The sequence below is a fragment of the Actinoplanes sp. NPDC049598 genome, assembly GCF_040675435.1.
Taxonomy (GTDB): domain Bacteria; phylum Actinomycetota; class Actinomycetes; order Mycobacteriales; family Micromonosporaceae; genus Actinoplanes.
This window is the reverse complement of record NZ_JBFAOX010000001.1, coordinates 19,394-42,000: the sequence shown is the minus strand read 5'-3', so window position 1 is coordinate 42,000 and position 22,607 is coordinate 19,394. Positions and strand designations below refer to the sequence as shown.

Below are 22,607 nucleotides of genomic sequence, written 5' to 3'. Positions count from 1 at the left end.
TCGCTTGTCAAGCGGAACTCGGTTCCGTATCTTCGGTAGCGGAACAAGGATCCGCTTACCGGGAGCCGCTATGACCAGCTTCGGAATCATGACCCCGCAGATGCAGGACGACTACGCGGGCATCCTGCGGGTCTGGCGCGAGGCCGACGCCCTCGACCTGATCGAGCACGCCTGGCTGTTCGACCACCTCATGCCGATCGGCGGCGACCCCGACGGCCCGATCCTGGAGGGCTGGACCCTCCTGTCGGCCCTCGCCGCCCGGACCGAGCGGCTGCGCCTGGGCCTGATGGTGACCAGCAACCGCTTCCGCCCGCCGGCCGTGCTCGCCAAGATCGCCACCACGGTCGACATCGTCTCCGGCGGCCGCCTCGACTTCGGGATCGGCGTCGGCTCGCGGCCGGGTCACCCCCTGGCCCTCCGGGAGTACGCCGCCCACGGCCTGCCCTTCCTCCCCACCGCCGACGCCGTCGCGAGCCTGGCCGAGGCGCTCACCGTCATCCGCCGCCTGTGGACCGAGGACAAGCCCTTCGACTTCACCGGCGACCACGTCCACCTCACCGGCGCCTTCGGCAACCCCAAACCCGTGCAGCGCCCGACCCCGCCGGTGCTCGTAGCGGGCCGCTCGGCCCAGGTGTTGCGCCTCGCCGCCGAACACGCCGACCTGTGGAACATCCCCGGCGGCGACCTGACCGACGCCACCGCCCGAAGCGCCCTGCTCGACCGCTACTGCACCGAGCTGGGCCGCGACCCGGCCACCATCACCCGCTCGATCACCCTGAGCGCTTCCCCCACCGACACGCCCCGCACCCGCGACTCGGTCGACGCCGCCATCGAGGCCGGTTTCTCCCACATCGTCCTCAGCCTGCCGACCCCCTACCCGCCAGGCATCGCCGAGTGGGTCGCGGACAGCATCATCAGGAGATGAGCCCGCCGGCCAGCTCACGACGGCGCAGCCCAAGGAGGACTAGAGCCCTCGGGTGCTCCAGAACCGCGAAAATCCGGACCTGAGCCGCGATCGGCCGGAAAATGTAACGGGTGACGGTCCCTGGAGGCACGGCCCGGCGCGCTTGGCTGTGGGTGCTGATCGCGGCCGTCGTCCTGCTCGGGGCGGCCCAGGGGCTGGACTCGTTCGGGCGCACGGTCATCACCGGCCTGGTGACGCTGGGCGCCGCGGCCGGCATCGTGACCGGGGTGCGCCGGCACCGGCCGGACCGGCCCCGGGCGTGGCATCTGCTGGCTGCCGCCGGCGCCTGTTCCGGGCTCGGCCTGCTGACGTACGCCGCTCTGGGGGCGGGCGGTGTCGCGGCCGGTTCGCCGTCGTTCGCCACGGTCGCCGTGCTCCGCGTCGCCACGTTCGTTCTCGGTCTGGCGGGGCTGGCTCTGATGCCGCTGCGCGAGCGTGGGGCCGGGCTGTCCGGCGGGGTGACGGAGACCGGCGTGATCGTCTGCACCGGCACCGTGCTGGCCTGGGTTCTGCTGTACGACCCGTACGTGCACGACACCGACGTGCCCCGGAACATGCAGACGGTGGTCTACCCGTTCGCCGACGTGCTGCTGGCCGGCCTGGCGTTGCGCGTCTTCGCGCTGCAGGAGCGCGTGTCCCGCCCGTACCTGGTCGTGCTCGGCGCCACCGTGCTGCTCGTCGCGGCCGACGTCAACTACTTCCTGGCCCTGGTGACCGGGCGGTCCGACCGCGCACCGCTCAGCCTGATCGGCTGGGGCCTGGCCTTCGCCCTGGTGGCGGTGGCCGCGCTGCATCCCGCGATGGCCGGCGACCGGCTGATCACCCCGGCCCGGGCCGGCTCCTGGCGGCTGATGACGGTGCACCTGCTGCTGGTGGTCACCGGTCCGGCCACGACCACGTACGCGCTGATCCGCGACCAGCGCGAAGGCGAGCTGGACGTCCTGGACGTCGGCGTGCCGGTGGTGTTCTCGGCCCTGATCGCGGTCCTGCTGGTCGTGCGGATGACGCTGACGACCCGGCTCGCCCGGCGGCAGTCGTCGGCGCTGGAGCACCTGGCGTGGCACGACGCGCTGACCGACCTGCCCAACCGGCACCTGCTCACGGCCGAGCTGGGCTCGTCGGGCGCGCTGATCCTGCTCGACCTCGACGGCTTCAAGGACGTCAACGACCGTCTCGGCCACGCCCTCGGTGACGAGCTGCTGGTCGCGGTGGCCGGGCGGCTGCGGCCGCTGCTGCGCCCGGGCGAGCTGCTGGCCCGCACCGGCGGCGACGAGTTCGCCCTGGTCGTGCCGTCCGGCGACCTCATCGAGGTGAACGCCCGGGCGGCCGACGTGCTGACCGCGCTGCGCGCCCCGTTCGAGGTCAGCGGTCACACCCTGCACGTCACGGGCAGCGCCGGGGTGCGCCGCCTGGACCCGGAGACCGATGCAGCCGAGGTGTTCAGCGACGCCGATCTGGCGCTGTACGCCGCCAAGGCGGCGGGCAAGGACCGGGCCGAGCTCTTCGACGCCCGCTTGCGCCAGGATCAGATCGACCGCGTACGGATGGTGGAGCGCCTCCGCGAAGGACTGGCCAACGACGAGATCACCCTGCACTACCAGCCGATCGTCGCCCTGTGCAGCGGCGCCATCGTGGCCGTGGAGGCGCTCGCCCGCTGGACCCCGCCCGGCCGGCCGCCGATCGGCCCCGACCGTTTCATCCCGGTCGCCGAGGACAGCGGCCTGATCGTCGAGCTGGGCGAGCGCGTCCTGCGCCGGGCCTGCGCCCAGGCCGCCGCCTGGCACGCCCGCTACGGCATCGCGGTCACCGTGAACGTCTCCCCGCGCCAGCTGGCCGACCCGACGTTCACCACCAAGGCGGCCCGCGCCCTGGCCGACAGCGGCCTGCCCCCGGCCGCCCTCACCCTGGAGATCACCGAGGGCGTGATGATCAGCTCCGGCGCCCAGGCCCTGGCCCACCTGAACACCCTGCGCGCCGACGGCGTCCGGGTGGCCATCGACGACTTCGGCACCGGCTACTCATCCCTGGCCTACCTGCGCGACCTCCCCATCGACACCCTGAAGATCGACAAGTCCTTCATGCCGGCCGACCCCACCGACCTGCGCCAGACCGCCCTGGTCCGCGCCGTCGTCGACCTGGCCCGCACCCTCGACCTGACCACCGTCGCCGAGGGCGTCGAGACCACCGCCCACGCCGACCTCCTGCGCGAACTCGGCTGCGACCGCGGCCAGGGCTGGCTCTTCGCCCGCCCCACCCCGGCCGCCCAGCTCACCGAGCTCCTGGCTGCCGAGAACGCGACGGCCGGCACCATGGCGGGATGAGCCCTAGCGCAGCGCGAGGGCCTCGGCGGCGAAGTGCAGCAAATGCTCGACCGAGGGGCCGGCCGGGGCGACGGGCAGCGGCGACGGGTCCTCGCAGCGGTCGAGCAGCAGTTCGACCAGGGCGGCCCGGGTGACGATCTCGTCGGTGGAGATCATGCCGGGCAGGATGCGGATCTCGACGGTGTCGCGGATCGGCTGGTCGGCGAAGAGCTGGGTCAGGTTGACGTCGAAGTACTTGGTCAGCTCGCCCTCGTCCGCCGCCTTGGCCAGCTCGTCGAGGTCGGGGGCGGCCACCGACGCCGCGGCCACCAGCGGGGCCGGCAGCGGGGCCAGACGGCGGCAGGCCGGGTTGGTCTGCAGCAGCTCGCGCAGCGGCTCGCGCCAGTAGGCGAACAGCCGAATCAGGTTGGCCAGCGCGGCCGCGTGACGGAACGGCGCGCCGTCCACGTGCAGGTGCACCGCGGCCTCGTGGGGCACGGTGAAGCCGAGCTCGCGGGCCGGCCCGAGCAGCTCCTCCAGCGCCTCGGCGTGACCGGTGGCCAGCGGGGGTGTGACGATCTCGCACGGGCGTTCCCGCTCGGCGCCCTGCGGGGCGGCCAGGGCGAGGGTGGCCCCGCTCTCGTCGTCGAGGCGGTAGACGTCGGCGATCGGCTCGGGCGCGCGGCCCCACAGCCGTCCCGCCGCGTCGAGCACCGTCTCGAGTGGGGCGCCCGGGTCGGACTGGCGCGCGAGCAGGCGCAGCAGGCGCGGCTCGTCGCTGAGGATCCGGTACCAGCCGGGCGGGGCCGGCGAGCGCGGGTTCAGCCCGTCCATCAGGGTGATGTCGTCGACCAGGGTGCCCAGCGGCGTGCCGTCGGCCCGGGTCACCTCGAAGCCCTGGGTCAGGTGCAGGAAGCGGCCCAGGCCGGGCACGAGCGACGGCTCGCTGTCGGAGTGCCAGACCGGGCGGACCCGGCCGCCGTGGCGGGCGGCCAGGTCGTCGGCGAGCGTGCGCCGGCTGACGCCGCGGGGCGCCATCAGCTCGATCTCGAAGCCGATGCGCCGGCGCAGCTCGGCCGTCACGGCTGGATCGGCAGCGTCTGACCGGCGAGGATCCGCTTGCCGGCCTCGGCCTTGGCGTCACCTGTGGAGATCTTCCACAGCTTGGCCAGCTTCTCGGCGTCGGCGAAGTCGTAGCCCTTGTTGAAGAACGCCTCGATCTGCTTCTGCTGCTTGGCCGCCTCGACGTTGGCCGGCTTGGGCTTGACCGGCAGGGTCTCGCCGGCGAGCAGCCGCTTGCCGCCCTCGACCTTGGCGTCGGACGGGTCGGACAGCTTCCAGATCTTGGCCAGCTTCTCGGCCTCGTCCCAGGTGTAGCCGGCGCCGAAGTAGGCGTCGAGCTGCTTCTGGAACTTGTCGATCTCCGACTGGGAGGGCTCGCTGACCTCGGGGTCGGGGCTGGGCTTGATCGGCAGGGTCTCGCCGAGCAGCAGGCGGCGGCCGGCCTCGGCCTTGACGTCGCCGACCTGCGAGGTGAGCTTCCAGATCTTGGCGAGCTTGAGGGCGTCGTTGTAGCCGTAGCCGGCGCCGAAGTAGGCGTCCCAGTACTTCTGGAGGTCGGCCTCGCTCGGCTTGCCGGTAGTCGTGGCCGAGGGCGAAGCGGCCGGCGCGGCCGCCGGAAGATTGCTGGCCGGGTCCTGAGGCAGGAACGAGGGCATGTTCAGGACGCCGGCGATCAACCCGGCGCTGAGCACAGCGCCACCCGCGGCGTAACCGGCCCGGCGGCGGCGCTTGTACTTGCCGGCGAGCTCCTCCACGCGGGCGTAGACGGCGGCCGGATCGGGGGTCTGCCGCGAGTACTTGTCGAAGACCTCGTGCAGCTGGTCCTGGTGGTGCTCGGTCACAACTTCTCCTCGGCGGGGATCCGGTTCACGTGCTCCGAGAGCCGGAGCGTCTTCAATGCCCTCGAGGCATGACTGCGCACGGTGGCGGGCGTGCAGTCGAGCAGATCGGCGATGGAGTCGTCGTCCAGCTGCTCGTAGTAGCGCAGCACGAGCACCGCCCGCTGTTTGCGCCCGAGCGTGGCCAGCCGGTTCCAGAGCGCGTCGGCCTCGACGACGTCCTGCGCGTGGTCGTGGCGCGCGCTGCGGGCGTCGTCGATCTCGACCAGGCGCTCGCCGACGGAGTGCACGTGCCGGACCGCCCAGCTGCGCCGCCACGACAGGTACTCGTTGAGCACCATGCGCCGCACGTACGCCTCGGGCGAATCAGCCTCGCTGATCCGGCGCCATCGGACCTGCGCCCGGGCCAGAACCTCCTGGACGACATCCTGAGCGAGATCGTTGTCGCCGGTGAGGACGACCGCATACCGCATCAGGCTGGGAAGCCGGGCCATCGCGAATTGCTCGAAGGTCACATCCACCTAGACGTCTCCCGAGCCGTAGTTGTGCAGTCCTTCGCCAATATTTTTTCTAGCGGTCCGGCGCGTCCAGCGGGGCCATCACCCGCAGGGCGTTCGCGGCCAGGCCGATGCGCAGCGGGGTTCGGCCGCTGGGCTCGCCGTCGACCTCGACCCGGGCCGGCCGGTCGGTCTCGAGCCACAGCTCGTCCACCGCCAGGAACGGCTCCTCGCGCAGGCTGCGGCTCGGGCCGGTCGCCGCGTTCCGCGCCGTCTCGCGCAGCAGCTCGAGCCGGGTGGGCCCGCCGACGGGGTACGCGATGAGCAGCCGGTCGTCCGCGTTGGCGTCCCCGGTGATCGGGCGCCCCGCGTGGTGCCCGCCGTTCGCCACGTACACCTGGTGACTGACGAAGACATGACTGCGCTGACCCGTACGGACCGTGATGCGCAACGGCCGGTGCCGGAGAAGCAGACCCAGCGCGGTCAGCGGGTACGCGATCTTGCCCAGCACCCGCTTGAGCCCGGGCGGCGCCTTGAGCATCACCTCGGCCGACAAGCCGACGCCGACGTGGTTGGTGAACGCCTGGTCCCCGGCCAGCCCCAGGTCGAGGTCGATGACCTTCCCCCGGGCCAGCACCTCGATCGACTCGTCGAGATCGAGCGGGATCCCGGCCGTACGGGCGAAGTTGTTGGTCGTCCCGAGCGGCAGCAGCCCCAGCGCCATGTCGCGGTGGGCCAGCAGCCGGGCCGCCGTGCTGATCGTCCCGTCCCCGCCGCCGGCCACCAGCAGGTCCGGCCCGAGCCCGATGGCCTCGGCCAGGATCTCCGGCAGCTCGGCCGGCCGGTCCACCGGATAGGCCTTGAGCAGGGTGAACCCGGCCTCGGCGAGCCGCGACCGGGCCCCCTCGTAGAGCAGCCGGCCGCGCCGGGAGTGGGCGTTGACGACCAGCACCGCCCGGCGCTCGGCGCGGATGGCCTCGGTCAGCTGCTCTTTCGTACGCATCAAAAAGACCCTATCGGGTCAGCACGGAAGTCCCCGATTCCACCGCGTACGAGGCGCTGGTGCTGACCGGCGCGTCGGGGACGTCGATCGTCTCCACGGTGCGGACGTCGGTGTGCCAGACCGAGCGGTTGACCACGCAGCGCAGGTAGCCGCGCCGCGAGCCGTCGAAGTACCTGACGTGCGGGTTGAGGGTCGGGTTGACCGCCTTGAGCGGCCCGTCGAAGGCGATCGGGAAGTCCGAGCTGACCGAGGTGGCGGTGAACTCGACCGCGACCGGCTTCTGCTCCAGCTGGTCCGGGTCGACCCGCAGCTCGCTGAACCAGGTGGAGTGGATGTCGCCGGCCAGGATCACCGGGTTGGCCACCTTCGCGTCGGCCAGATGCTTCAGGAAGCGGGTGCGCTGCGGGGCGTACCCGTCCCACTGGTCGAGGTTGGCCACGATCGGCGGCACCGGGGCCCCGGTCGGGTTGGGGAACTTGATCCGGCTCATCATCACCTGCTGGGCCACCACGTTCCACCGGGCCGGCGAGTGGTCGAGCCCGCCGCGCAGCCAGCGCTCCTGCACCTCGCCGGTGAGCGTGCCGCTGGTGTTGGCCGTGCCCGCCTCGGCCAGGCCGAAGTCGCCGGGGAAGCCGCCCGGCTGGTCGGTGCGGTACTGCCGGGTGTCGAGCACGTTCAGGCGCAACAGCCGGCCGAAGTCGAACCGGCGGAAGATGCGCAGGTCGGTGCTGCCCGGGCGCAGGTCGGCCCGGATCGGCATGTGCTCGTAGTACGCCTGGTAGGCGGCGGCCCGCTGGCGGGCGAACCGGGCCACGTTCTGGTGCTTGGCCCCGGTGTCGTCGATCTCGTCGATCAGCCCGGCGTAGTTGTTCTCCGTCTCATGATCGTCCCAGGTGACGATCCACGGGAAGGCCGCGTGCGCGGCCTGCAGGGCCGGGTCGCTCTTGTACTGCGCGTGCCGGGCGCGGTAGTCGTCGAGGGTGACGAGCTGGTCCAGACCGGGCGTACGGGGTGCGGTGTGCCGCCGGTCCGCGAAGCGGCTGCTCGGGTCGTACTCGTAGATGTAGTCACCCAGATGGACCACGACGTCCAGGTCCTCGGCGGCCAGGCCGTGGTACGCGGGCCAGTAGCCGTTCTGAAAGTCCTGGCAGTTGACGATGCCGAAGCGCAGCGAGTTGTGCTGGACCGCCGTCCTCGTCCGGCCGGCCGGGCTGATCCGGCCCAGCGCCCGGAAGCGGTAGAAGTACTCCCGGCCGGCGTCGAGCCCCCGCGCGTCGACGTGCACCGAGTGGGCCAGCTCGGGCCGGGCGACGGTACGCCCGTGGCGGACCACGCGCCGGAACCGCTCGTCGTGCGCGACCTGCCACTCGACCTCGACCCTCTGGTGCAGGCCGGCCCGGATCAGGCGGGTCCAGAGGACGACCGCGTTCGGTAAGGGGTCCCCGCTGGCCACGCCGAGCGGGAACAGGTCGGCCGCCTGGCTCGCGTGAGCCGAGGCCGGCGGCAGCGCCGCGAGCCCGGCCGCGGCGGCGGCACCGGAGAGGACATGGCGGCGGGTCAGCATCAAACGGCTCCTCGGCATCGAGTCAGGCGCGTCCAATCTCGACCGTCACCCTGTCACCCGAGCCACCACCCGGCGAAAGGCACGTGACGTATATATGACCAAAGCGCCGCGGCTACGCGTTGGCGGCGCGACGGCCGGTGTACTCGGTGGAGCGGTGCGACGGGTACTGGATGAGGTTGTTCGGGGCGTCCTCCATGGGGGCGCTCGACCACGAGCGGCGGCCGTCGAGCGGCTCCTCCTGGTAGGTGTCGCGGACCCGGAACTGGCGGCCGTAGTCCATCATCCCGTCGATGAGGCGGTCGACGTCGCGGGCCGGTCGCACCACCAGGCGCATGAACTGGCTGGTCATGCCGAGCTTGTTGCCGCACTCACGGGTGTAGACGCCGTGGTTGGCCACCAGGTAGTCGCGCAGCGCCACCCCGGACCACTCGGTCGGCAGCTTGACCAGGATGAAGTTGCCCTGCGAGGGGAAGACCGTGAGGCCCGGGATCCGGGCCAGCTCGCCCGCCATGGCCCGCCGGTCGCGGCTGAGCAGGCGCAGGCTGTCCTCGTACTCCTCCTCGTGGTCCTGGATCATGAAGACGACCTTCTCGGCCAGCGAGTTGAGGTTCCACTTGGGCAGCGCCTTGCCGATCTTGCCGGCGATCGACGGGTTGGCCATCAGGTAGCCGAACCGGATGCCGTGCAGGCCGAAGTTCTTACCCAGGCTCTTGAGCACGACCGTGTTGGGCCGGATCACCGCGTCCGGGCCGACCGACGGGTACTGCTCCATGTCCGAGAAGTCGATGAACGACTCGTCGATGACCACCAGGTCGAGGTCGCCGAGCATGTCCATGAAGCGGATGACGTCGCGGCGCGGCAGGTAGCAGCCGTCCGGGTTGTTGACGTTGCAGACCACGGCGACCCGGGAGCCGCGGTCGCGGATGAAGCGCACGTAGTCGTCGAGGTTGAGCCGGAAGCCGTCGCGCTCCTGCAGCGGGAACATGTCGACCCGTTTGCCGGTCTCCAGCGGCTGGTCGGTCCAGCGGCCGAAGGTGGGGATCGGGATGGCCACGCTCTCCTTGATGAGCAGGTGGTCGATCCAGGTGATCAGCTCGGTCGAGCCGTTGGCCATCGCCACCGTCTGGGGGTGCAGCCCGAGCACGCTGCACAGCTTCTTGGTGATGCTGGTGGAATCACTCGGGTAGTACTTCAGGATGTTCTTGAGGTCGCGGCTGAGCTCGTCGAACATGTCGGGGGTCGGAAAGTACGGGTTGCAGGGAATGCAGAAGTCCACGATCTCCACGCCCTCGCCGGCGGTGCGCGCGAGGTCGAAATAAGAGGCGCTGTGCGCCCCCTTGTGCAGGATCGAGGTGTCGATTCCGGTCCCCGCCATGACGACTCCTTGGTGTGCTTGGTGGCCGCCGGGCAATACGGAGACCGTCATCGAAGGGTTCAGGCTTTTCTGTTTTCGCAGCTCACCGTCTTAAAAGCGCCTTAAATCACCTCTGTGACCCGGATCACTGTCCGCTGATTGTCCAGCTCGCGCCGGGTTCACCGAAGATCATGTGGGCTCCGTCGCGGGAAAATGTCGGACCCTCGTCGTAGCGTCGGCTCATGACCGACAGCACGCGCACGGTCACCGCAACCGTGCTGCGCACCCAGGACGAGGTGGAGGCGCACATCCGCGCCATCTGCTTCAAGACCGGCCCGCCCACCTCCATCGGCGCCGAGCTCGAATGGACCCTGCACTCCTCGGTGGCGCCCTCGGCGCCGCTCCGGCCCCAAGATCTACGCGCCGCTCTGGGCCGGCACACCCCGGCGACCCTCGGGTCGCCCGTTCCCCCCGATCCCCTGCCCGCGGGTGGCGCGGTGACCGTCGAGCCCGGCGGCCAGGTCGAGATCTCCTCCGCCCCCGCGCTCTCCCTGCCCGAGCTGCACGAAGCCGTCGGCACCGACCTGGCCTATCTCACCCAGCTGCTGGCCGAGTCGGGTCTCGAGCTCGGCGCCCACGGCGCCGATCCCTACCGCGAGCCCCGGCGGCTGGTGCGCACCCCGCGTTACGACGCGATGGAGACGGCCTTCGACACCCGCGGCCCCGACGGGCGGGTGATGATGTGCAGCACGGCCGGCCTGCAGGTCTGCCTCGACCCCGGGCTCGACTCGCTTCGTTTCGCGGCCGTCTCCGCGATCGGGCCGCCGATGGTGGCCGCGTTCGCCAACTCGCGCCGGCACGCCGGCCGCGACACCGGGCTGGCCTCGGCCCGCATGGCGGCCTGGTGGGCGATGGACCCGCGGCTCACCCATCCGGTGCCCGCCGACGGACGCGACCCGGCCGGCGACTGGGCGCGTTACGCGCTCGAGGCCCCGCTGACCTGCGTGCGCCGTGACGGCGGCTGCTGGGACGCCCCGCCCGGCCTCACTTTGGCCGACTGGGTCCTCGGCGCGCTGCCGTGGCAGCCCACGCTCGACGACGTGGAGTACCACCTCAGCCTGCTGTTCCCGCCGGTGCGGCCACGGGGCTACCTGGAGGTGCGCTACCTCGACACCCAGCCCGGCGACGACTGGATCGTCCCGGTCGCCGTCATCTCCGCCCTGATGGAGGACCCCGGCGCCACCCTCGACCTGGCCGCCCCCACGGCCGGCAAGTGGGCCGAGGCGGCCCGCCTGGGCGTCGCCGATCCCTCGCTGCGGCGCACGGCCGCGGCCCTGCTCGACCGGGCCTTCCACCGCCTCGGCGGCGACGGCCTGTCCCTACTCCCGGAGACCGCTTTCCGGCGCCTGGAGGCGTTGACGTGACCATCGAGACCGAACGGCTGCGCGACCGCGTGGCCGCCGAGCTGATCCGCGCCCGCGACCGTACGACCCTGCTCACCGAGGCCGTCGACGACGGCGATCTGATCCGCCAGCACTCCCCGCTGATGTCGCCCCTGGTGTGGGACCTGGCCCACGTCGGCAGCCAGGAGGAGCTCTGGCTGGTCCGCGACGTCGGCGGGCGCGAGGCCGTCCGCCCCGACATCGACGAGCTGTACGACGCGTTCAAGCACGCCCGCCGCGACCGCGTCGCCCTCCCGCTGCTCACCCCGGCCGAGGCCCGGCGGTACGTGGGGCAGGTGCGCGACAAGGCGCTGGACGTGCTCGAGGCGGCCCGCCTCGAGGGCCGCCGGCTGACCGTCGACGGGTTCGCCTTCGGCATGATCGTGCAGCACGAGCAGCAGCACGACGAGACCATGCTCGCCACCCATCAACTACGGGTGGGCGCGCCCGTCCTGACCGCTCCCCCGCCGGCGCTTCCGGCTGTCAAGATCACCGGCGAGGTGCTGGTACCCGGGGGCGCGTTCGACATGGGCACGGACACCGAGGCGTGGGCGCTGGACAACGAGCGGCCGGCGCACCGCGTCGACGTCCCGGCCTTCCACATCGACCGCGCCGCCGTCACCAACGGGCAGTACGCGGCCTTCATCGCGGCCGGCGGCTACGACGACCCGCGCTGGTGGAGCGAGGCCGGGTGGGCCCATCGCCAGGCGGCCGGGCTGACCGCGCCCCAGCACTGGCAGCGCGACGGCGACGGCTGGCTGGCCACGTCGTTCGGCCGCACGGCCCCGATCGTCGGCGACGAGCCGGTGGTGCACGTCAGCTACTACGAGGCCGAGGCGTTCGCGGCCTGGGCCGGCAAGCGGCTGCCGACCGAGGCCGAGTGGGAGAAGGCGGCCCGCTACGACCCGGCCACCGGCCGCTCGCGGCGCTACCCCTGGGGCGACGAGTCCCCCACGGCCGAGCACGCCAACCTCGGCCAGCAGCACCTGCGGCCCGCACCGGCGGGCGCGTTCCCGGCCGGGGCGTCCCCGCTCGGCGTCCACCAGCTGATCGGCGACGTCTGGGAGTGGACGTCGACCGACTTCCACGGCTACCCGGGGTTCACGCCCTTCCCGTACAGGGAGTATTCGGAGGTCTTCTTCGGCCCCGACTACAAGGTGCTGCGCGGCGGCTCGTTCGGCACGGACCGCTCGGCCGTCCGCGGCACCTTCCGCAACTGGGACTACCCCATCCGCCGCCAGATCTTCAGCGGCTTCCGCCTCGCCCGAGACGCCGCGCGGGACGCCTGATGTGCCGTCATCTGGCCTATGCCGGGCCGGCGATCTCGCCGGCCCGGCTCCTCTTCGAGGCGCCGCACTCGCTGTCGCGTCAGTCGTGGGCGCCGCGCGACATGCGCGGCGGCGGCACCATCAACGCCGACGGCTTCGGCGTCGGCTGGTTCCCCGGCCCCACCCGACCCGGCCCCACCCGACCCGGCCCCACCAGATCCGGCGCCATCAGGTATCGCCGCGCCACCCCACTGTGGAGTGACCTGACTCTTCCCTCGCTGGCGGCCTCGATCGAGGTGACCGGCATGCTGGGCGCCGTGCGAAGCGCGACCGAGGGCATGCCTGTCGTGGAGACCGCGGCCGCGCCGTTCGGTGACGGCCCGTGGCTGTTCAGCCACAATGGCAAGATCGCCGGCTGGCCCGGCTCGATGGCCAAGCTGGCCTCCACCCTGCCCGCCACCGACCTGCTCACCCTGGAAGCGCCGACCGACTCGGCCCTGCTGTGGGCGCTCGTCCGCGACCGGCTGCGGCACGCCACCGGCCCGGGCACGGCCACCGGGCCGGGCACGGCCACCGGCCCGGGCACGGCCACCGGCCCGGGCACGGCCACCGGGCCGGCGGAGGCGGTGATGGCCACCGTGGCCGAGGTCGAGGCGGCGGCGCCCGGGTCGCGGCTCAACCTGCTGCTCACCGACGGCACGACGATCGTGGCCACCACGGTCGGTCATTCCCTGGCGGTACGTCACGACGGCGGCTCCGTGCTCGTCAGCTCGGAGCCGCTCGACGACGACCCGGAATGGCAGCCCGTGCCCGACCGTCACCTGCTCGTCGCCACCGCGAGCGAGATCACCCTCACCCCGCTGGGAGAACAGTGACCGTCACCGACGTGTACCTGGACGACGCCTACATCGAGCGTTCCCTGCGCGCCGACGTCGTGGCCGGCCTGACCGCCGACGCGAAATGGCTGCCGCCGAAGTGGTTCTACGACGCGCGCGGCAGCGAACTCTTCGAGCAGATCACCGAACTGCCGGAGTACTACCCGTACCGGGCCGAGCGGAGCATCCTCGCCGCGCACGCCGCCGACCTGCCCGCCACCCGGACCTTGATCGAGCTGGGCTCGGGCTACTCCACCAAGACGCGGCTCCTGATCGACGCGCTCGACCTGGAGACCCTGGTGCCGGTGGACATCTCCGCCTCGGCCCTCGAGGCCGCCGCCGCCCAGATCGGCCGGGACTACCCCGGCCTGCGCGTGCACAACATCGTCGGCGACTTCGGCCGCCATCTCGGCCATCTGCCGGACGGCCCGGACCGCCTGGTCGCGTTCCTCGGCGGCACGATCGGCAACCTGGAGCCGGCCGAGCGGGCCGAGTTCCTCGCCTCGATCCGCGAGGTGCTCCGCCCCGGCGAGCACCTGCTGCTCGGCACCGACCTGGTGAAGAGCCCACGCGTGCTCGTTCCCGCCTACGACGACGCGCAGGGCGTGACCGCCGACTTCAACCGCAACGTCCTGCGGGTGATCAACGCGTCGCTCGGGGCCGACTTCGACGTCGACGGCTTCTCCCACCAGGCCCTGTGGGACGCCGACGACGAGTGGATCGAGATGCGGCTGCGGGCCCGCTGGCCGATGCGGGTCACCATCCCGGCCGTGGATCTCACCGTCGATCTGCGCACCGGCGAGGAGATCCGCACCGAGATCTCGGCCAAGTTCCGCCGCGAGGGCGTCGAGAAGGAGCTGGCCGAGGCCGGCTTCAGCCTCGACCAGTGGTGGACCGACCCCGAGGGCCGGTTCGGCCTGTCCCTGGCGTCAGCCGTCTGACGGCAGGTAAGCCTTCGCGTCGTCGTAGCCGGCCTCGGCGGGGGCGCCGGCCGGGGCGTACACCAGGTTGAGGACGCCGGTCGGGAACACCTCGGACCGCAGGAGGGTGAGTGGCAGCCGCGGCTCGCCCTCCTGGAACAACCGCCCGCCGTGACGCACCGCGATCGGGTGGACGAGCAGGTGCAGCTCGTCGAGCAGCCCGGCCTCGAGCAGCTGGACGACGACGCTGGGCGAGCCGCTGATCGCGATGGGGCCGCCGGGCTCCTCCTTGAGCCGGGTCACGCCCTCGACCAGGTCGCCGTCGAGTTGCTCGGAGTTGCGCCAGATCAGCTCGAGCTTCTGCCGGGAGACGACGATCTTGCGCAGGTCGCCGAAGTGCCTGGCGAAGGCCGCGTCGTCCCCGCCCGCCTGTTCACGCTCCGGCCAGGCGCCGGCGAAGCTGTCGTACGTCACGCGCCCGACCAGCAGCGTGTCCGTCTTCCCGGGCCCGGCGACGGCGTCGACCGCCGCCCCCATCGCCTCGTCGAAGTACGGGAAGTGCCACTGGTCGGGCGCCTCGACGACGCCGTCGAGCGAGATGAAGAGCGTTGCTTTGATCGTCCGCATGCCCTTCAAGACCCGCCCGGCGGCGGGAACTCATCGGTTGAAGCGGAAGATCGCGAACGACTCGCCCTCGGCCTGGCCGCCGACCAGGAGCTTGCCGCCGGGCCGGGCCAGCAGGACGTGCCCGTCCTCGAGGCCGCCGTTGACGTCGGTGGGCTTCGTCCAGAGCAGCCGGCCGTCGGCGCCGAACTCGGCCAGCAGCAGATCCCCACCCGACCGCCCGGTGACCGTGATGCGGCCGCCGGGACCGGTGACCGGCGAGTTGAGCGACTCGAACGACGTCATCGTCAGGCCGTCACGGTCGAAGCTGCGGTCGGGCCGGCCGTTCGGCAGGTAGCGCAGCAGACCCGTACGCCTGGTGTCGCCCTGCTGCGTCCAGACGGTGACCAGGATCCGGCCGTCGGCCGTCACGGACGGCACTCCCCCACCGTCGATGGCGTCCGGCCCGGTGATGTCGCGGTTGACCCGCCCACCCGTGCCGAACGACGTGTCGAGCGCCCCGTTCGCCGTGAACCGGGCCAGCGTGACGTCGCTCGTCGGCTCGGGCAGCGTGCTCCACCAGCCGGTCGTACCGCCGACCAGAATGCGCCCGTCCGGCGCGACCGCCATCCCGCTCGGCTGATCGAAGTCGCGGCCGCCGATGTCGGCGCGGGCCACCCCGCCGACCCCGAACGTGGCGTCGAGCGTCCCGTCGGCCAGCAGCCGGGCCAGCACCGGCGGATCGCTGCCGTCCCCGGTGGCGGCATGGAGGGCGAGCAGCAGCTTGCCACCTGGCCGGGCCGACATCGCCACCACCCGCGAGCTGGCCACCCGCGGACCGAGATCCGGATAGATGATGCTCTGCACACTGCCGTCCGCCGCGTAGAACACCACCACCCCGACACTGTGCCCATCGCGCGACACTTCTCCGCCGACCGCGATCCGCCCATCCGGCAGCAACGCGAGCGACCTCGGCGTCTCCCCATACGTGCTGGGCTCGACATCGGTCGTCACGCGCCCACCCCAGCTGCTGCCGAACGACTCGTCCCCCGACCCGTCGGCCAGCCGCCGGAGCACGTTGAAGTTCCCGTCACCAGGCCCCACCGCGACGATCTTCCCGTCCGCCTGCACCGCCATGTCGACGACCGTGTCCCCCGGCCCGAAATCCTCGATCACGACCCCGGTCACGTTGAACGACGTATCAAGACTCGGCCTCTTACCCGCCGCCTGCGCCCCCACCGGCGCGACCAGCACCCCGGCCAGGGCCGCGGCCACCACCACACGCGTACGCACCTCGACCACCCCCTCGATCGCGCTCCACCATGGACCCGCGATGTCGGGCCAGTCTCATCCCGCCCATGTGAGTTCCCCGCGAGGAGTTCACCATCCGCCAATCGGCGTCATTCAGCGCACCTCCGCCATACCCCACGACCCGCCAGACGATTGATCTTGAACCACGCCACCGAACCGCCACCAGGACGAGGACATCACCGTGGCGCCGCCGGCGCCTGGCGTGGCCGCGGATCCCGACAGTTTCGGTCGCGGCCTGCGGGCGCATCGGCGGCTGCAGAACCAGCTGGCCCGGTTCGTCACTCGAAGAGGGCTCGACCCACGCTCGCCGGGACCGGCTGACCCAACTACGACCTGGCTTGGGCCACCGACCCCGGGAGCATGACCGTCGTCGAGGTCAAGAGCGCGACCGAGCTGAACGAGACCCGGCAGCTCCGCATGGCCCTCGGCCAGATCCTCGACTACGCAAGCGTCCTGCGGGGCCGCGGGGTCGTCGGCCAGCCCGTGCTGTATGTCGAGCGGCCACCGGCCGACGCGGAGCGCTGGATCGACATCACCGGTCACGCCGGTGTGCTGCTCGTCTGGCCCGGCGCCGAGGACCGGCCGGCTATTTGAAGGTCTGGGCGGCCTTCTCCAGCCTGTCCCGGTAGCCCGGCCACCAGTCGCGGTCGGCGGGTGGGAGGTTGGAGCGGCCCTGGCGGACGCCGGCCTCGCCGTCGATGAGTTCGCGGACGATGTCGGCGTGGCCGGCGTGGCGGTTGGTCTCCGCGGTGACGTGGACCAGGATCTGGTGCAGGGTGACGGGGTCGTCACCCCACCACGGGACGCGGCCGGGGGCGTCGACCGGCAGGGTTTTGATGGTCTCGTCGCCGTGGGCCCAGACGCGGCGGTAGAGGGCGATGATGTCCTCGCGCGCCTCCGAGGGTGTGGCCCACATGTCGGCGTTCCACTCGGCGTCGTCGTCCATCCACGGCAGCGGCTCGGGGAACGGGCGGCCGAAGGTCTCGCCGAAGTAGCCGGCCTCGACGCCGGCCATGTGCTTGACCAGGCCGAGCAGGTTGGTGCCGGTGGGCACGAGCGGGCGGCGGGCGTCGTACTCGGACAGGCCGTCGAGTTTCCACAGCAGCGCGTCGCGGGCCGTCTGCAGGTACTCGTGGAGGGTGGCGATCAGCGGATCCATGGTCATGAGGATGCCAGGCGGCGCGAGTTCGTGACGGCCATGGTGTGTACCTCGTCGCCGGTGAAACCGGCGGCGAGCAGGCGGTCGGCGAACAGCGCGAGGCCGTCCTCGACCGGCGGGTTGAACGGCTGGCCGAGGTCGCTGGAGAGCACCGAGTGCTCGACGCCGACGGCACGGATGTTCGCGAACAGGTCGTCCCAGGCCACCTTGCCCGTGTGCGGGGTGGTGAAGCAGCGCTCCAGCAGCGCGCCCATCCGGGCCAGCTCGATCTGGGCTTCGACGGGCAAGCGCTGGGAGGTGAACTCCGGGTGGGTGACGACGATTTGCCGTACGCCTTCGGAGCGCGCCGCCGCCACCACAGCGACGATCTCGCCGGCCGCGAGGTGGCCGGTGGCCAGGACCATGTCGTGCCGGGCGACCACCCGCAGCACCTGCCGCACCGAGTCGAGGACGGTGCCGTCGGGCGCCACCACCTCGACGATGTCGGGCACGATGCCCTGGGCGTGCAGGTCGGCCTGCAGCGCGCCCCACATCGCCGGTTTGGCCCCGGGCAGGTCGCCGGCGGTGCTGGTGCGCTGGTTGCGCGAGTCGACGGTGGGCATCCAGACGATCCGGGCGCCGAGGCGGCCGGCGATCTCCACCGCGGCCGGGTTCATGCCGCCCATCGAGCCGTTCAGGGTGATCGCGCCGAGGGCGTCGACGCCGGGGACGGCCGCGCGGACGACGGAGGCGCGCTCGGCGGTGGTCACGTAGTGGGACTTGAGCACGAAACCGGCGAGGCCGACCTCCGCGCACCGGCGGGCCAGGGTGAGGTCGTCGATCCGGCGTTCCATGACGTCGGGGGCGACGTGGACGTGGGTGTCGTAGGCCCCGGCGACGATCTCGCGCGCCGAGGATGACGGATCGGGCATAAGACCCCCATGGATATCGTCGACAATCGCGTCTACGATCCCATCTCGATAGATCCAGATCTATAGCGGGGTGCGCGAGATGATCAGACGGATCGCGATGACGGCTCTGGCCGCGGTATTGATCACCGTCAGCGGCTGTGGCGGCAACGGAGACGAGCAGGCCAAGGGCAACGACAAGGACAAGGTCACGTACGTGACGGCGTTCGGCGCGGTCGGCCGGGACTCGTTCATCTGGGTGGCCAAGGAGAAGGGCTGGTTCGCCGACGCCGGCATCGACGTCGACATCCAGAAGGGCGCCGGCAACGTCCAGAACCTCACGATGATCAAATCCGGTCAGGCCCAGTTCGGGGCGCTCGACTTCACCGGGGCCGAGATCCAGGCCGGGCTCGGCAAGTTCACCGACTGGCGGGCCGTGGCCGCCGTCCACCAGCAGACCCTCGTCTCGATCATGACGACCGCCGACACCGGCATCGCCCAGCCCACCGACCTGGCCGGGCGCACGGTCGCGACGGCCACCGGCAGCGTCAGCGAGCTGCTCTTCCCGGCGTACGCCAAGCTGGCCGGCCTCGACCCGTCGAAGGTGAAGATCCAGGGCGCGCAGACGACGGCGCTCAACAGCCTGATGGCCCAGCGCAAGGTCGACGCGCTCAGCACGTTCCTGCTCAGTCAGAAGGCGCTCGAGACGGCGTCCAAGAAGCAGGTGGTCGTGCTCCCGTACAGCAAGTATCTGACCGATCTGTTCGGCAACGCCGTGATCGCCCAGGAGGGCCTGATCACGAGTGACCGCGATCTGGTCGCGCGGTTCGTCGGCGCGGCCATGAAGGGCCTGCAGTACACGATCGACCACCCCGCTGAGGCGGCCGACATCCTGCACAAGGCCGAGCCCACCGCGACCACGGCGGCGGCCATCGGGGAGATCGAGGCCATGAAGCCGTACGTCTCGCCGCCCGGCCGCCCCCTGGGCGCGTTCGACCCCGCGCGGGTGGACGCGGGCATCGCCGAGCTGACCAGGAACGGGCTCATGCCGGCCGGGCTGACCGCCGACAAGGTCGTCGACGCGAGCTTCATCAAGTGAAAGGTGTGCTCGGCGCCGCCATCGCGATCGGGCTGTGGTGGGCCGCGACGATCGTCTTCGACATCGATCCCTTCTACGTGCCGTCACCCGGCGACGTCGTCAAGACGTTCGGGAACACGCCCGGCTTCCTGCTCGGCGAGACCTGGGTGACGGCGGGCCGGGTGCTGATCGGCTTCGGCATCGCCGTGGCCGGCGGGCTGGCCGTGGCGGTGGCGCTGGCCGCCTCGCGCACGGTGGAGCAGATGACGATGCCCGTGCTGGCCGCCGTGAACGCCGTGCCGAAGGTCGCCCTGGCTCCGCTGCTGCTGGTGTGGATGGGCTTCGGCAACACCCCGAAGATCGTGATGGTGGTGCTGGTGAGCTTCTTCCCGATCGTGGTGGCGACCATGGCCGGCCTGTCGTCGACCCCGGCCGAGCTGCAGCGGCTGGCCCGCGTGCTGAAGTCGTCCTGGTGGCAGACCTTCGTCAAGGTGCGGCTGCCGTGGGCCCTGCCCCAGATCTTCGTCGGCCTCAAGGTGGCCACCCCGCTGGCCATCATCGGCGCCGTGATCGGCGAGGTGGTCAGCCCCGACCGCGGCCTGGGCTCGGTCATCACCGGCTCCGGCGCCTCGGCCGACACCCCGATGGCCTTCGCCGCCCTGGTCCTGCTCGCCCTGGCCGGCGTCATCCTGTTCTATCTGGTCGCCGCGGTCGAGCGCCTCGTCATCCCCTGGAGCGCCGCCCCGTGAACTCTCCGGCCCGGCCGCGCGGCGGCCTGATCAGCTCGTCCCGGGATGCAGCCGCATGATCACGATTTCCGGTGTGGGGCGGTCGTTCAAGGAGCTCGAGGCGCTCGCCGACATCACGCTCACCGTGGAGCACGGGGAGTTCCTGACGCTGATCGGGCGCTCCGGGTGCGGCAAGTCCACCCTGCTCAGCATGATCGCCGGACTGCTGGCGCCGACCCGCGGCACGATCACCATCGACGGGACACCGGTGACCGAGCCCCGCCGGGACGTGGCGATGGTCTTCCAGCAGCCGGCCCTGCTGCCCTGGCGCTCGGTGGAGGCGAACGTGCTCCTGCCGGCCGAGATCTTCGGCTGGAACGCCGAGAAGGACGCCGCGCAGCTGCTCGAGATGACCGGTCTGGCGGAGTTCCGCACCAGGCGCCCGCACGAGCTCTCCGGCGGCATGCAGCAGCGGGTCGCCCTGTGCCGGGCACTCATCCAGAAGCCGAAGGTCCTGCTCATGGACGAGCCGTTCTCGGCCCTGGACGCCCTGACCCGCGAGGAGCTGGCCGTCGAACTGCAGCGCATCCACCTCGAGCTGGGCACCACCATCGTCTTCGTGACCCACTCGATCCAGGAGGCCGTCCTGCTGGCCGACCGCGTGGCCGTCCTCAGCGAACGCCCCGGCCGCCTGCGCGAGATCGTCCCCATCGACATCCCCCGCCCGCGCTCGTTCGGCTACAACGCCCACCTCGAGCAGGTCGCCACCACCTCAGCCCGCCTGCACGAGCTGCTCCACTAGACCGTCGATGGTCCTTTCGACGAGGGGACATCATCCGAAATGCCGATTTAGCCGATCACGGAGGCGCGGAGACTTGCCCGGTGCCACACCGGACACCGCGCCATTCCGACGAGTGGCCGGGCCGGCCCCGGCCCCGGCTGTGGGAACGCCTGACCCCATGGCAGCGCGCCGGACTGATCGTCGCCGTCCTGCTCATCCTGGCCGCGAGCTGCATGGCCGCCCTGGGCAGCTGACCTCACCGCGGCGACCGGCGCCCCCAGCATCAGCGCCCCACCCCAGCAACACCACCAACGCCACCACCGCCGCGCCGGCGGCCGACGCGGGGTAACCACCGCGGTCGCTGCCGGCTACGCGTAACGGCAGTTCCGCGAGCCTTCTCAGCGGCGTCGTCGCCGCCCGATCAAGATGCCGATCGCGGCTGCGGCAAGGGCCGCCCCGGTGAGCACGATTCCTAGCGGGACGCGGTCGGATGCTTTTGCCGCAGAGGCGGGGGTGGCCGCCTGGGGTTGCGCAGCCGATGGGCTCGCCGGGCTTGGCGCCGGGGCCGTCGCGGGCGGGGCCGTCGAAGCACCAGTCGAGGGCGAGGGTTCGCTGGATTTATCAGGATCGGTGGTGGGATAGCGGAGAATCTCCGGTTTCAACCCCTCGGAGACCGTCAGCAGGGCGCTGCCGTCGCGGCTGTAGGTGATCGACTCTCCCTGCGGCTCGTCCGGCAGCGGCGTCTTTCGTGGCTCGCCGCCGGTGATCGCCCCGACGACGTCGCCGTCCGGGACGTCGAATTCGAAGGCGTCCGCGTACGTCCGCAGGACCGCCCGCTTGCCGTCCGGGCTCACCGCTCCCCCGGTGATCACCAGCCGACCCCCGAGCGAGAACGGATTGCTGGTCGAGCTCAGAGGCAGCCGCACGTTGCCGGCCTGCTTCAGCGCTGTGGTCTTCTTCAACGCCCCTGCCGGCACATAGGCCCCCGCCGCGAGCGGCGTCTTGGTCACGATGATCGGTGTGCCGTCCGGGCCGACCAGCAGCGCCTCGGCATCATGGGCGCCGTCCGGATACTTCAGCCGCAGCAACTCCGGCGCCCGCGCGCCCGGCGCCAGCCGCCACAACCCGACCGTCTCCCGCGTGGCCGAGTTGTCCCCGATGTCGGCCACCCACACCGTGCCGTCCGCCCCCACGGCCAGATCCTCGGTGTCCCGCGGCCGCGACGGATAGGCCACCGTCCGAACCACCTTGCAGCGCCCGTCCAGAAAGAAGATCCGCCGCCCCGCCGGATCATCAGCCCCGTCGTTGACCACCACATAGCCGCCCGCGACCGCCGCCATCCCCGAGATCTCGTTGAGCCGCGTATCCCCGATCCGGCACACCCGCTGCCCGCCCGCCGCCGCCTGAGCCGAAGCCGCGCGGTCCAGGGCAGCCACCACCGGCGCGGCGTGGACCGCGCCAGCAGCCACCGGCGCGGCGTGTGCCGGAGCAGCAGCGACCGCGACCACCAGCCCCACGGCGGCTACCGCTCCGGAAAGGCGTCGCACGCCGTCTCCCACTCATCGGCGGCCTGAGTCATCCCGGCCGCGTCGAGCGGCACCACGAATTCACGGTCACCTCTTGGCGCCGCCTCCGCGGACAGGCGTACGGCCAGGTGTACTTGATCTCCCGACCGCATGATGATCTCAAAAGCGAGGCACGGCTCGACGAACTCGAGCGGGTCGCCCGCGCCGCCGGCCCGGAGCCACGCCCCCAGCGAACGGGCCTCCCACGTGGTCAGGCACGGGTCGCGGAAGGTCCAGCCACCCTCACCGCCGGCCGTCACGTCGCCGCGGATGACGAGCCAGTTGCGGTCCCACTCGTCGTCGCCGGGCGCCCGGTCGAACTGGTACGCGACGGGTCGTAGCTCGATCCCCGCGCCCTCCCCCGAAAGCAGCTTCACCGCGCCATTATCCGGCCCGCGCGCCACCGG

Annotated in this window: 23 protein-coding genes; 11 read left to right on the top strand and 12 right to left on the bottom strand. The window is 71.7% G+C overall.

Annotation, left to right across the window (positions count from 1 at the left end):
* The first annotated feature begins 70 nt into the window (after nucleotides 1-70).
* Both AB0J66_RS00235 and AB0J66_RS00230 read left to right on the top strand, forming a co-directional pair.
* Nucleotides 71-925: an LLM class flavin-dependent oxidoreductase gene (locus tag AB0J66_RS00235; RefSeq protein WP_364654323.1), complete on the top strand. Its 855-nt coding sequence runs from the start codon at nucleotides 71-73 to the stop codon at nucleotides 923-925.
* Between the two features lie 110 nt (nucleotides 926-1,035).
* Nucleotides 1,036-3,285: a bifunctional diguanylate cyclase/phosphodiesterase gene (locus tag AB0J66_RS00230; protein ID WP_364654322.1), complete on the top strand. Its 2,250-nt coding sequence runs from the start codon at nucleotides 1,036-1,038 to the stop codon at nucleotides 3,283-3,285.
* A gap of 3 nt (nucleotides 3,286-3,288) precedes the next feature.
* On the opposite strand, the gene AB0J66_RS00225 is transcribed toward AB0J66_RS00230, so the two are convergent.
* From AB0J66_RS00225 to AB0J66_RS00200, 6 genes are all read right to left on the bottom strand, one after another.
* Nucleotides 3,289-4,347, bottom strand: coding sequence for an amidoligase family protein (locus tag AB0J66_RS00225; protein WP_364654320.1), 1,059 nt, complete (start codon nucleotides 4,345-4,347; stop codon nucleotides 3,289-3,291).
* The gene (locus tag AB0J66_RS00220) at nucleotides 4,344-5,168 is read right to left on the bottom strand and encodes a hypothetical protein (RefSeq protein WP_364654319.1); all 825 of its coding nucleotides are present in this window, start codon (nucleotides 5,166-5,168) and stop codon (nucleotides 4,344-4,346) included. The genes AB0J66_RS00225 and AB0J66_RS00220 overlap by 4 nt, the downstream gene beginning before the upstream one ends.
* Nucleotides 5,165-5,680: a SigE family RNA polymerase sigma factor gene (locus AB0J66_RS00215; RefSeq protein ID WP_364656011.1), complete on the bottom strand. Its 516-nt coding sequence runs from the start codon at nucleotides 5,678-5,680 to the stop codon at nucleotides 5,165-5,167. The genes AB0J66_RS00220 and AB0J66_RS00215 overlap by 4 nt, the downstream gene beginning before the upstream one ends.
* Before the next feature lie 55 nt (nucleotides 5,681-5,735).
* Nucleotides 5,736-6,665, bottom strand: a complete 930-nt coding sequence (locus AB0J66_RS00210; RefSeq protein WP_364654317.1) for a diacylglycerol kinase family protein — start codon at nucleotides 6,663-6,665, stop codon at nucleotides 5,736-5,738.
* 10 nt (nucleotides 6,666-6,675) lie between these two features.
* Nucleotides 6,676-8,229, bottom strand: coding sequence for an alkaline phosphatase D family protein (locus AB0J66_RS00205; protein WP_364654316.1), 1,554 nt, complete (start codon nucleotides 8,227-8,229; stop codon nucleotides 6,676-6,678).
* A gap of 112 nt (nucleotides 8,230-8,341) precedes the next feature.
* A complete protein-coding gene (locus AB0J66_RS00200; RefSeq protein WP_364654314.1) occupies nucleotides 8,342-9,604 on the bottom strand; it encodes a histidinol-phosphate transaminase in 1,263 nt (420 codons plus the stop codon).
* A gap of 221 nt (nucleotides 9,605-9,825) precedes the next feature.
* Between AB0J66_RS00200 and AB0J66_RS00195 the strand changes: the two genes are divergently transcribed.
* Genes AB0J66_RS00195 through egtD form a run of 4 tightly spaced genes read left to right on the top strand, consistent with a single transcriptional unit; the run spans nucleotide 9,826 to nucleotide 14,109 of the window.
* The gene (locus tag AB0J66_RS00195) at nucleotides 9,826-11,007 is read left to right on the top strand and encodes a glutamate-cysteine ligase family protein (protein ID WP_364654312.1); all 1,182 of its coding nucleotides are present in this window, start codon (nucleotides 9,826-9,828) and stop codon (nucleotides 11,005-11,007) included.
* On the top strand, nucleotides 11,004-12,314 hold the full coding sequence (egtB, locus tag AB0J66_RS00190) for an ergothioneine biosynthesis protein EgtB (RefSeq protein ID WP_364654310.1): 1,311 nt from the start codon (nucleotides 11,004-11,006) through the stop codon (nucleotides 12,312-12,314). Before AB0J66_RS00195 ends, egtB begins: the two co-directional genes overlap by 4 nt.
* A complete protein-coding gene (locus AB0J66_RS00185) occupies nucleotides 12,314-13,168 on the top strand; it encodes an ergothioneine biosynthesis protein EgtC (protein ID WP_364654308.1) in 855 nt (284 codons plus the stop codon). The genes egtB and AB0J66_RS00185 overlap by 1 nt, the downstream gene beginning before the upstream one ends.
* Nucleotides 13,165-14,109, top strand: a complete 945-nt coding sequence (egtD, locus tag AB0J66_RS00180) for an L-histidine N(alpha)-methyltransferase (RefSeq protein ID WP_364654306.1) — start codon at nucleotides 13,165-13,167, stop codon at nucleotides 14,107-14,109. Before AB0J66_RS00185 ends, egtD begins: the two co-directional genes overlap by 4 nt.
* Here egtD and AB0J66_RS00175 read toward each other — a convergent pair.
* Together AB0J66_RS00175 and AB0J66_RS00170 are read right to left on the bottom strand one after the other, a co-directional pair.
* Nucleotides 14,098-14,715 carry a dihydrofolate reductase family protein gene (locus AB0J66_RS00175; protein ID WP_364654304.1) on the bottom strand — a complete coding sequence of 206 codons (618 nt, stop codon included), beginning with the start codon at nucleotides 14,713-14,715 and terminating at the stop codon, nucleotides 14,098-14,100. The genes egtD and AB0J66_RS00175 overlap by 12 nt on opposite strands.
* A gap of 30 nt (nucleotides 14,716-14,745) precedes the next feature.
* Entirely contained in the window at nucleotides 14,746-15,984 is a 1,239-nt protein-coding gene (locus AB0J66_RS00170; protein ID WP_364654302.1) for a hypothetical protein, read from the bottom strand.
* A 378-nt stretch (nucleotides 15,985-16,362) separates the two neighbouring features.
* On the opposite strand from AB0J66_RS00170, the gene AB0J66_RS00165 reads away from it, so the two are divergent.
* Nucleotides 16,363-16,596: a hypothetical protein gene (locus tag AB0J66_RS00165; protein ID WP_364654300.1), complete on the top strand. Its 234-nt coding sequence runs from the start codon at nucleotides 16,363-16,365 to the stop codon at nucleotides 16,594-16,596.
* Here the strand turns inward: AB0J66_RS00165 and AB0J66_RS00160 are convergent.
* Nucleotides 16,589-17,161, bottom strand: coding sequence for a DinB family protein (locus tag AB0J66_RS00160; protein ID WP_364654299.1), 573 nt, complete (start codon nucleotides 17,159-17,161; stop codon nucleotides 16,589-16,591). The two genes, AB0J66_RS00165 and AB0J66_RS00160, sit on opposite strands and share 8 nt — an antisense overlap.
* Nucleotides 17,162-17,163: 2 nt before the next feature.
* Complete coding sequence (locus AB0J66_RS00155) at nucleotides 17,164-18,072, bottom strand: DUF6282 family protein (protein WP_364654298.1); 909 nt, start codon at nucleotides 18,070-18,072, stop codon at nucleotides 17,164-17,166.
* 79 nt (nucleotides 18,073-18,151) lie between these two features.
* Between AB0J66_RS00155 and AB0J66_RS00150 the strand changes: the two genes are divergently transcribed.
* The 4 genes from AB0J66_RS00150 to AB0J66_RS00135 all read left to right on the top strand — a co-directional run bounded on the left by AB0J66_RS00150 (nucleotide 18,152) and on the right by AB0J66_RS00135 (nucleotide 20,889).
* The gene (locus AB0J66_RS00150; protein WP_364654296.1) at nucleotides 18,152-19,147 is read left to right on the top strand and encodes an ABC transporter substrate-binding protein; all 996 of its coding nucleotides are present in this window, start codon (nucleotides 18,152-18,154) and stop codon (nucleotides 19,145-19,147) included.
* Nucleotides 19,144-19,875 (top strand): ABC transporter permease, encoded by a 732-nt coding sequence (locus tag AB0J66_RS00145; protein ID WP_364654295.1) that lies wholly within the window; start codon nucleotides 19,144-19,146, stop codon nucleotides 19,873-19,875. The genes AB0J66_RS00150 and AB0J66_RS00145 overlap by 4 nt, the downstream gene beginning before the upstream one ends.
* 55 nt (nucleotides 19,876-19,930) lie before the next feature.
* The gene (locus AB0J66_RS00140) at nucleotides 19,931-20,656 is read left to right on the top strand and encodes an ABC transporter ATP-binding protein (protein WP_364654294.1); all 726 of its coding nucleotides are present in this window, start codon (nucleotides 19,931-19,933) and stop codon (nucleotides 20,654-20,656) included.
* An 80-nt stretch (nucleotides 20,657-20,736) separates the two neighbouring features.
* Nucleotides 20,737-20,889, top strand: coding sequence for a hypothetical protein (locus AB0J66_RS00135; RefSeq protein WP_364654292.1), 153 nt, complete (start codon nucleotides 20,737-20,739; stop codon nucleotides 20,887-20,889).
* Nucleotides 20,890-21,033: 144 nt separating this feature from the next.
* Here the strand turns inward: AB0J66_RS00135 and AB0J66_RS00130 are convergent, their stop codons facing one another.
* Complete coding sequence (locus tag AB0J66_RS00130; RefSeq protein ID WP_364654291.1) at nucleotides 21,034-22,152, bottom strand: hypothetical protein; 1,119 nt, start codon at nucleotides 22,150-22,152, stop codon at nucleotides 21,034-21,036.
* Nucleotides 22,153-22,157: 5 nt separating this feature from the next.
* Nucleotides 22,158-22,577 (bottom strand): hypothetical protein, encoded by a 420-nt coding sequence (locus tag AB0J66_RS00125; protein ID WP_364654290.1) that lies wholly within the window; start codon nucleotides 22,575-22,577, stop codon nucleotides 22,158-22,160.
* Nucleotides 22,578-22,607: the final 30 nt, after the last annotated feature.

Excerpts from the sequence above, each read along its gene's own strand:
- AB0J66_RS00160 (WP_364654299.1), bottom strand. The coding sequence starts at position 17,161 with ATGGATCCGCTGATCGCCACCCTCCACGAGTACCTGCAGACGGCCCGC.
- AB0J66_RS00205 (WP_364654316.1), bottom strand. The coding sequence starts at position 8,229 with ATGCTGACCCGCCGCCATGTCCTCTCCGGTGCCGCCGCCGCGGCCGGG.
- AB0J66_RS00155 (WP_364654298.1), bottom strand. The coding sequence starts at position 18,072 with ATGCCCGATCCGTCATCCTCGGCGCGCGAGATCGTCGCCGGGGCCTAC.
- AB0J66_RS00200 (WP_364654314.1), bottom strand. The coding sequence starts at position 9,604 with ATGGCGGGGACCGGAATCGACACCTCGATCCTGCACAAGGGGGCGCAC.
- AB0J66_RS00175 (WP_364654304.1), bottom strand. The coding sequence starts at position 14,715 with ATGCGGACGATCAAAGCAACGCTCTTCATCTCGCTCGACGGCGTCGTC.
- AB0J66_RS00235 (WP_364654323.1), top strand. The coding sequence starts at position 71 with ATGACCAGCTTCGGAATCATGACCCCGCAGATGCAGGACGACTACGCG.
- AB0J66_RS00150 (WP_364654296.1), top strand. The coding sequence starts at position 18,152 with ATGATCAGACGGATCGCGATGACGGCTCTGGCCGCGGTATTGATCACC.
- AB0J66_RS00210 (WP_364654317.1), bottom strand. The coding sequence starts at position 6,665 with ATGCGTACGAAAGAGCAGCTGACCGAGGCCATCCGCGCCGAGCGCCGG.
- AB0J66_RS00165 (WP_364654300.1), top strand. The coding sequence starts at position 16,363 with ATGACCGTCGTCGAGGTCAAGAGCGCGACCGAGCTGAACGAGACCCGG.
- AB0J66_RS00185 (WP_364654308.1), top strand. The coding sequence starts at position 12,314 with ATGTGCCGTCATCTGGCCTATGCCGGGCCGGCGATCTCGCCGGCCCGG.
- AB0J66_RS00195 (WP_364654312.1), top strand. The coding sequence starts at position 9,826 with ATGACCGACAGCACGCGCACGGTCACCGCAACCGTGCTGCGCACCCAG.
- AB0J66_RS00140 (WP_364654294.1), top strand. The coding sequence starts at position 19,931 with ATGATCACGATTTCCGGTGTGGGGCGGTCGTTCAAGGAGCTCGAGGCG.